A 7336-nucleotide genomic window follows, 5' to 3' on the forward strand; every position below is an offset into this window, starting at 1 on the left:
GTCTTCTTCCTGATTAGAAGTGGACCGACTTGCGACCGGTGATCTCTTGAGCATCCGACAGCGCCGCACGGATATCGAATGCCGGCTGAGTGCCGTTGGTGTCTTTTCTGACGATCGCCTCGTAGGCGGATCTGAAATTCTTCAGCGTGGTCAGGATCGGATTGGCCGAGGTCTGGCCCAGGCCGCACCGGCTGGCCGATTTGACCGACTGCCCGAGGTTCTCCAGGTATTCGAGGTCGGACGTCTGCCCGAGCCCGGCGAGAATGCGGTCGATGCGCTCCTTGAGCAGCATGTTGCCAACTCGACACGGGGTACAGTAGCCGCAGCTTTCCTCGACGAAGAACTCCATGAACTTGCCGGCGACCTCAAGGACGCTCCGCTCGGGTCCGAAGACCATGATCGAGCCGCCGGTGGCCAGGTCGTCATAGCAGATGGTCCGGTCGTAGTCCTTCGGCCCGACCATCTGCCCGCTCGGCCCACCCACCTGTACGGCGATCGCGTCGTCCGCCCCGCACAGCTTCAGCACGTCGCGGAGCCTGATGCCGAACGGCACCTCATACACGCCGGGGCTCATGCAGTCACCGGAGACGCTGAGCAGCTTCGTTCCGGAGCTGCCCGTCGAGCCGAGCTGTGCGAACCAGCCCGGCCCTTTGTCGAGGATGCGGGCGACACAGCAGAACGTCTCGACGTTGTTGACCGTGGTGGGGCAACCGAGGTAGCCCTTCTGGGCGGGAAAAGGCGGGCGGTTCTTGGGATCACCGCGCTGGCCTTCGCACGAGCTGAGTAGGGCGGTCTCCTCGCCGCAGACGTAGGCACCGGCGCCCATCTGGATGCGAATCGCGAAATCGAAGCCCATCTTGCCGCAAATGTTCTTGCCCAACAGACCGTCGTGTCGACGGCGGTTGAGGACGTGCTCAAGGTAGGCTTGCAGATAAGCATACTCGCCGCGGAGATAGAGAATACCGGTATCGCTGCCGATCGCATAGCCGGCGATCGTCATGCCCTCGAAGAGCAGGTCGGCCTTCTCGGTCAGAATGACGCGGTCCTTGAAGGTGCCGGGCTCGCCTTCGTCGCCATTGCAGACCACATAACGCTTGCTGCCTTCGGCACTTCGGGTGTAGTCCCACTTGATTCCGGTGGGAAATCCGGCCCCGCCTCGGCCGCGCAACCGCGAGGTCTTGATATCTCGAATGACTTCCTGCGGGCTCATGGCCAGAGCCTTCCTCAACGCGTCGCCGGGGGCGAGGTCGGCCAGAACGACCGGGCCGGCCTTGCGAATGTTGTTCTCGACCATGGAGCGGACGAGATCGTTGGCGTTGTTGCCGTCGCCGAGTTTCTGCACCAGCTTCTTGGGATCCGCGTGGGCTCGGAGGCTGCGAACGATGGAGTCCACCTTGTCGCTCGACAAGTGCGTGATGACCACGTCATTGATTAGTGCCGCGGGCGCCTGGTCACACATGCCAATGCATGGCGTCCATTCCAGCGTGATCTTGCCGTCCGGCGTGGTTTCACCGAAATCGATGCCCAGGGATTCGCGAAACGCCTGGGCCACACGGTCGCTGCCAGCCATCTGGTCGATGATGTCGTTGCACAGCCGGATGATCACCTGGCCCTTGGCCTTCCTCGAAAAGAAAGCATAGAAGGTGACGACGCTCTCGACCTCGACCCTCGGCGCGGAGACCGCCGCGGCGATGGTGTCCATCGCTTCGCCGCAGACGCAGCCCAACCTCGCATGGGCCGCCCGGACAATGTCCATCATGCGCGTGCGGTCATTGCCGTATTTCTGACAGACCTCCCGGATCGCTGCCTGGACTTGGCTCATGTTCAACCTCGAATCGGACGCGAGTTCGTGAAAGACGAAACCGTCCTAAGATAAGGCTTCGGCGCAGGAGTGCAAGGGGGCAACCCCCGGCTTTTTTCGATCTTGTTCCATGATGCGATAGAAGCCTCTACGGTCTGCTCTAGGGATCTCGACTTGAGCCGACACTTGAGGAATCACATTTCTCGCGAAAGAACGCCCCCGCTGTATTCACCCTTCGCCACCAGCCGACAATACCCGACCAACTGACTCGATAATCGCTTGGTGGGCTCGACTGATTCCCAGTCTGGCCCGTTGCCGCGGGCCGACCCACCTGCAGGGCATGCCCAAGAGTTCGGTCATTCGCGGCTTCCCGCTGGCCTGACCACGAAACACGTGGAAGGTGACCTGGCGGTGGGTCAGGAGACGCGAGATGGACGCGTCGGGCGTCCCGTTCAGCTGACAGGAGACGCCGAGGCGAACCGCCAGACGGTCACGCGCGGCTCCGATCGACTCGCCATCCGCGACCGGCTCGCTCGGTAGAGCCCAAAGACCTGCCCACAGCCCCGTGTCCGGCCCTTGAACCAGCAGCACGGCGGAGCCGCAGGCGACGGCCGCAACAACAAGGGGCATCGTCCGGACGGCAGTTCTGCGAGGCGTGACGGGAATCCGCTCGGTCAGTCCCTTGCTCACCGCCCCGCAGTGTGAGCCAAGCGGACACAGCGAGCACGCAGGGTGGCGAGGCGTACAAATGACGGCTCCAAGCTCCATCAGGGCTTGATTGAAGTCTCCACATCGGTTTTCCGGTAAGAGTGACACTGTCGCCGCCCAAAGACGAGATCGGACGACCGCAGTCGTAGCCCACTCCGCGACGACCAGCAGCCGGCTGACGACGCGGGCCACATTTCCGTCGAGAACCGGAGCTCGGACACCATAGGCGACCGAAGCGATCGCTCCGGCCGTGGACCGCCCGATGCCGGGCAGGGTCATGAGCTGCTCGACGTGGACGGGTACGCGACCGCCGTATGCTGACACGATAGTGCGGGCTGCGGCATGAAGGTGGCGGGCCCGTCGGTAGTAGCCCAGCCCCGCCCAGAGAGCCAGGACCTCGTCAAGGTCCGCCGCCGCCAGATCGTTGATGGTGGGGAACCGTTGAAGGAATCGCTCATAGTAGCCGATCACGGTGATCACCTGGGTCTGCTGGAGCATGAACTCGGCCAGGAGCTGGGCATAGGCGTCGGTGTGCCGACGTCGCCAGGGCAAGTCCCGTTTGTGCGTGTCATACCAGCGCAGTAATCGCGATCGTATGACGCGGCGGAAGGCGACCTCATCTTCTCGTCGATGCCGCCCACTCATCGATCTGGCGACATGCCGAGCTTTTGGTGATGGCCTCTCTCGCACGGGGATGAACGGGCTGGTCTCTGAGCGCTGCACGCGTTGTACTCCGTCGTGCCTGCTTGACCGCTGGTGGCACTCGGGCTGAAAATCCCAGTCAGGAGGCACAGGCTGTATGGCAGTATACCCTCTGGTGTTCGAGCCGATCTACAGGGGGAAGATCTGGGGCGGCGACCGGATCTTCACGCGATTCGCCCGGATCAGGAGCATTCCCGGGCCAATCGGTGAATCCTGGGAACTGGCGGATCTGGAAGAGGGTCAATCTCAAGTGCGGAACGGCCCGTGCCGGGGCAACACGTTGGGTGATCTCCGGCGCAATTGGGGAGCAGACTTGTTCGGGAAGGTCGAACCGTTCGAGGGCCGATTCCCACTGCTGATCAAATACCTTGATGCTCACACATCGCTCAGCGTTCAGGTTCATCCCAGCGAAGCTGTCGCCCGCCGACTCGGCGGTCAGGTTCGAGTGAAGCACGAGGCATGGTACATTCTGGATGCCAAGCCTGGGGGGGCAATCTATCATGGGCTCGAACCGGGAGTGGATGACCGGGCATTTCGCGACGCGATGCGGACGGGCCGAGTCGACGGTGTTCTCCGCAGCATTCCCGTGGTCGCGGGCGATTGTTATTACCTGCCCAGCGGTACACCGCATGCCCTAGGCGCGGGGGTGCTCGTGGCCGAAGTGCAGACGCCGTCCGACGTGACCTATCGAGCTTATGACTGGGGCCGGATTGACCCGACCACCGGTCGGCCGCGGCCACTCCATCTCGACCAGGCAATCGAGTGCATCGACTTCATCGCTCCATCGCCGCCTCCCAGGCAAGGGATCCTGTCGGTCGGCCATGAGCCGGGAGAGGCGGCCAGCCTGGCCCGGTGTGAGTGTTTCGAGATTACCCGGTGTCTCGTCGGCGGCGGTGGGCAGGATATGATCGAGCTGTATGGGTGCCCGGCCGTCTGGATGATGCTCGAGGGTGCCGGAGAGATACTCCATGGTGGTGACGGCGAGAGCGTGCCCATCGTGGCCGGAGACGTGGTGTTGCTTCCCGCCGCGCTGCCGAAACCGATCATTCGAATCGGCCAGGCGGCCACCTGGCTCAAGGTCACCGTGCCGCCGGCCAAATCATGAGCCAGGCTTGACGGCTTCGGAAGCCTGCCAGGGAACATGAGCTCGGCGTGTCGGGCCTGGTCGGCCGCCAGGTGGATCGTCGCACCGAAAGGAATCGCATATGGACATTCGCGGACGCGGAGCGGCGGGGTCGCTGGTCTTGGTTGTCTTGGTGGCTATTCCCGCATGGGGCCAGTCGGCGCCGGCGAAGAACGCGGCGGCAATCTCGTCTCTCACCCCCATCACGATCTATCGCGATTCGAAGCGCTACAACAGCTTCCCGGATATTGCCCGGCTGCCCGACGGCCGGCTCCTGTGCGTCTTTCGCGATGCGACGTTTCCGAAGCAGATCAGACACATCGAAGCCGACGCCCGTGTTGTGGGCTGCGTGTCGGAGGACCAGGGACGGACATGGTCGAAGCCCGAGGTGATCTACGACGATCCCGCCTGTCAGAACGATCCCTCGGTGGCGGTTCTCAAGGACGGGCGATTGCTGCTCACGTTTTTCAACTGGGTGGGACGCAGCGCCGAATACGCGGCCGCTCACAAGACTCATCAGAGTCGCAAGGTCGATCGTGGCCCATGGGGGGAGTACGCCGAGCCGGGCGGAGTGTATCTCCTGTGGGGCAGGGCCAGAGATCTGAAGTGGGATAAGGAGGCCACACACGTCACCGGTGACGCCGTGGTTCTGCGAGGTACTTCCGCCGCCGTGCTCGAGACCCGCAAGGGTACGCTCCTGATGCCGATCTACGGTCGTTCGGAAGAGCGCCGGGTGAATAACAGACGCCGCGACGTGGGCGCTGTCCTCCGCAGTGTGGACGGCGGCAAGACGTGGGGTAATGAGATTGTCATTGCCGAAGACCCGGGCCGCAAGATCGACATGGGCGAGCCGGCCCTCGCCCAGGCCGCCAACGGCGATGTCGTTGCGCTGCTGCGCACGGCAAACGCCGAGGACCACCTGTTCGTCACCCGCTCGACCGACGATGGTATGACCTGGTCCACGATCGCGCAGACCGGACTCATCGGTCATCCTGCCGCTCTGCAGTTGCTCCCGGACGGGCGGCTGCTGGTTGTCTACGGTTATCGGCACGCGCCCTTCGGCGTGCGCGGTTATATCAGTACGGACGACGGCAAGACATGGGACGCAAGCAAGGTCTTCACCATCGCCGCGACCGGTGTGCAGACTGACCTGGGCTACCCCAGCGTCTGCCTGACCAATGACGACCATGCCGTGGTCGCCTACTACATGAACGGGCGGGATATCAAGGACCGCTGGATCGAATGCAAGCGGATCCCGTTGTCAAGCCTCAAGTAGCCCCTACTTGGCGTCCTCGCCCGAGAAAGCCGGTCTTGAGGCCTCGGCCGAGGTGGCCGGCTTGAACTTGAATGCGACCAGGAACACCAGGCAGCAGACGGTGCAGAGAATGGCCGGTATGAGGTAAACCTTGGGCCAGTCCTTGTTGAGGGCGTCGGCAATCGGGCCGGCTACCAGCGATCCAACCAACATGCCCATGCCGATAGTCACCGACGACAGGAAGCTCTGGGCGCTGGACCTGATGTCTTTGGGCGCGACGACGTCGGCAAACATGAAGATCACGGTGAAGAAGAAGGCGAAACCGACGCCGTGCAACGAGATGGCAGTAACAACCAGAGAGGTAGGATGACCGACCGCGAACAGGAAATCGCGCAATGCCCAAGCCGCAATCCCAATGGCCATGGTGATGCGGAATCCGGTCTTGGCCAGGACGAACGGCAGCAGGACCATCATCACCATTTCGCAGATCTGGCCGAACGTTTGGACCGGCCCGACCCAGGATTCCGGGAGAGTCATTCCTTGCTTGAGGAACGATGGGGTCTGAACGAAGTAGTACTGCAGTTCGATGGCGACGAAGAAGCCTATGACGGCCATGACCGCGAACGACGGGTTCTTCATGAGGGCCAAGGCATCCAGGAAGGCCCACGGATTCCCGCCTTTGGCGGTCGGCGGCGTGTGGGGCAGGGTGAAGGAATACAAACCGTAGAGAATGGACACCACGCCCGCGAAGTAGAAGAGATCGCCCACCTCGGGTTTGCGGCCCAGCAGGGTTTCCGGAAGACCCAGCCAGATGCCGAAAATCCACCCGATGGCGATCCACCCGATCGAACCCCACACGCGGATGGTGCTGAACTTGTCGTTCGGCCAGTGATTGAAGACGATCGAGTTGGCCAGCGCGATGGTCGGCGCGTACAACAGGTTGAACACCAGCATGCCGATGAAGACCGCCGGAAAACTGGTCATCTTGGCCAGGAACATGAGAACGACGCCGCTGACAATCTGGCTGACACCCAGGAACCGCTGGGCCGCGAAGTAGCGGTCGGCAATCTGGCCGCCAAAGAAGGGAGCGATGATCGATGCGATCGGCATCGTCATGAAGATCAACGAGATCTTGGTTTGCGGGTTCTCCTTGAAGCCGTCGAGCTTTTCAAGGTGCATGGCGATATTGGGTACCCAGATTCCCCATATGGCATACTGGAGCAGCATCATGGTACTCAGCTTGATTCGCAACGCCATCGACATGATTGCCTCCCTTTCCGATAGTCGTCCGTGCTGACGTGACGGACAGCTCGATAGCCTAGCACGACGGCCGTGCCGTGCAAAGCCGCCGGACAACGACGCAGTCTATTCCCGGCCGTAGACTGGTTCAACCCCGGCCTGGTTCGACAAGTACCGTGTCCGTGACCTTCACTCGAGTACGCCGAGCCCGGCAGGTATTCTGCACGGCGACGAGCAGGCTTGCCAGCAGGCACAGCAGCGTGCCGATTCCGAGCAACCAGGTCACCTTGTTCCGGGTAAGCATGATACCGACGAACATGTTGGCTGAAGCCATTCCATCGTGCCTCGCTGGGAGGTGCTGCTTGGCGAGCCCTCGGCGGACTAGCCCAAGTTACTGAGTTTGGCAGCGTCAGTGGTCCTGGCGATAGCGCCAAGGCCGTTTCCTTCTGAAAGTCTTCACTACATTTGCGCAGCCTCTTCGAGGTATCGCAGCCGCTGGGGCATGGTC

General features: G+C 62.3%; 6 protein-coding genes. 2 read left to right on the forward strand and 4 right to left on the reverse strand.

Translation table 11 applies throughout. The annotated features are described in order from the left end of the window. Nucleotides 1–13: 13 nt before the first annotated feature. Both KA354_08420 and mutY read right to left on the reverse strand, forming a co-directional pair. Entirely contained in the window at nt 14–1822 is a 1809-nt protein-coding gene (locus KA354_08420; protein MBP7934655.1) for an NAD(P)H-dependent oxidoreductase subunit E, read from the reverse strand. A 207-nt stretch (nt 1823–2029) separates the two neighbouring features. Further along, on the reverse strand, nt 2030–3232 hold the full coding sequence (gene mutY, locus KA354_08425) for an A/G-specific adenine glycosylase (protein ID MBP7934656.1): 1203 nt from the start codon (nt 3230–3232) through the stop codon (nt 2030–2032). A 76-nt stretch (nt 3233–3308) separates the two neighbouring features. Between mutY and KA354_08430 the strand changes: the two genes are divergently transcribed. Together KA354_08430 and KA354_08435 are read left to right on the forward strand one after the other, a co-directional pair. Beyond that, a complete protein-coding gene (locus tag KA354_08430) occupies nt 3309–4316 on the forward strand; it encodes a class I mannose-6-phosphate isomerase (GenBank protein ID MBP7934657.1) in 1008 nt (335 codons plus the stop codon). Nucleotides 4317–4416: 100 nt separating this feature from the next. Next, on the forward strand, nt 4417–5610 hold the full coding sequence (locus KA354_08435; GenBank protein MBP7934658.1) for an exo-alpha-sialidase: 1194 nt from the start codon (nt 4417–4419) through the stop codon (nt 5608–5610). A 3-nt stretch (nt 5611–5613) separates the two neighbouring features. On the opposite strand, the gene KA354_08440 is transcribed toward KA354_08435, so the two are convergent. Together KA354_08440 and KA354_08445 are read right to left on the reverse strand one after the other, a co-directional pair. Beyond that, nucleotides 5614–6852 carry an MFS transporter gene (locus KA354_08440; protein ID MBP7934659.1) on the reverse strand — a complete coding sequence of 413 codons (1239 nt, stop codon included), beginning with the start codon at nt 6850–6852 and terminating at the stop codon, nt 5614–5616. A 124-nt stretch (nt 6853–6976) separates the two neighbouring features. Beyond that, the gene (locus KA354_08445) at nt 6977–7162 is read right to left on the reverse strand and encodes a hypothetical protein (GenBank protein ID MBP7934660.1); all 186 of its coding nucleotides are present in this window, start codon (nt 7160–7162) and stop codon (nt 6977–6979) included. Between the last annotated feature and the right edge of the window lie 174 nt (nt 7163–7336).

Source organism: Phycisphaerae bacterium (genome assembly GCA_018003015.1).
Lineage (GTDB): Bacteria > Planctomycetota > Phycisphaerae > UBA1845 > PWPN01 > JAGNEZ01.